Source organism: Pseudomonas sp. SIMBA_067 (genome assembly GCF_046534675.1).
Taxonomy (GTDB): domain Bacteria; phylum Pseudomonadota; class Gammaproteobacteria; order Pseudomonadales; family Pseudomonadaceae; genus Aquipseudomonas; species Aquipseudomonas putida.
Genome location: NZ_JAWRYH010000122.1, coordinates 1 through 358, shown reverse-complemented (window position 1 = coordinate 358; position 358 = coordinate 1). Strand labels below are relative to the sequence as shown.

Below are 358 nucleotides of genomic sequence, written 5' to 3'. Positions count from 1 at the left end.
ACCTTACCTGACGCAGCAATTTCACCTTTATCTAATACCACTTCAATTTTGGCACCATTTGGGGTTTCTATTAACCACGTACGGCGAATAAAATTAGTACTAAAAATAGGGAATAGATTTTGTGATATGGCATCAATTTGCATACCGTGAGGCCAAATTGATGAATCAAACGCCATTAGATTTGGCCGGTTTGTTTCTATTGGAAGATTGTACTCTGGGCGCTGATGTAAGCCCCCTACCACTTCTCCAGCTAGCTTAATTGTTTGTTCACAGCGCTCGTCTGTACAACGCGTTCTAAAACCAATATCGAGTGCTCTTAGCTCTCTGCTTGGTGTATCAAAATAAGCATTTTGCAAAC

Annotated in this window: 1 protein-coding gene; it reads right to left on the bottom strand. The window is 40.8% G+C overall.

The features are described from left to right. On the bottom strand, positions 1-358 hold a 358-nt coding region (locus tag SB765_RS28340), incomplete at both ends, for a CYTH domain-containing protein (RefSeq protein ID WP_410932316.1).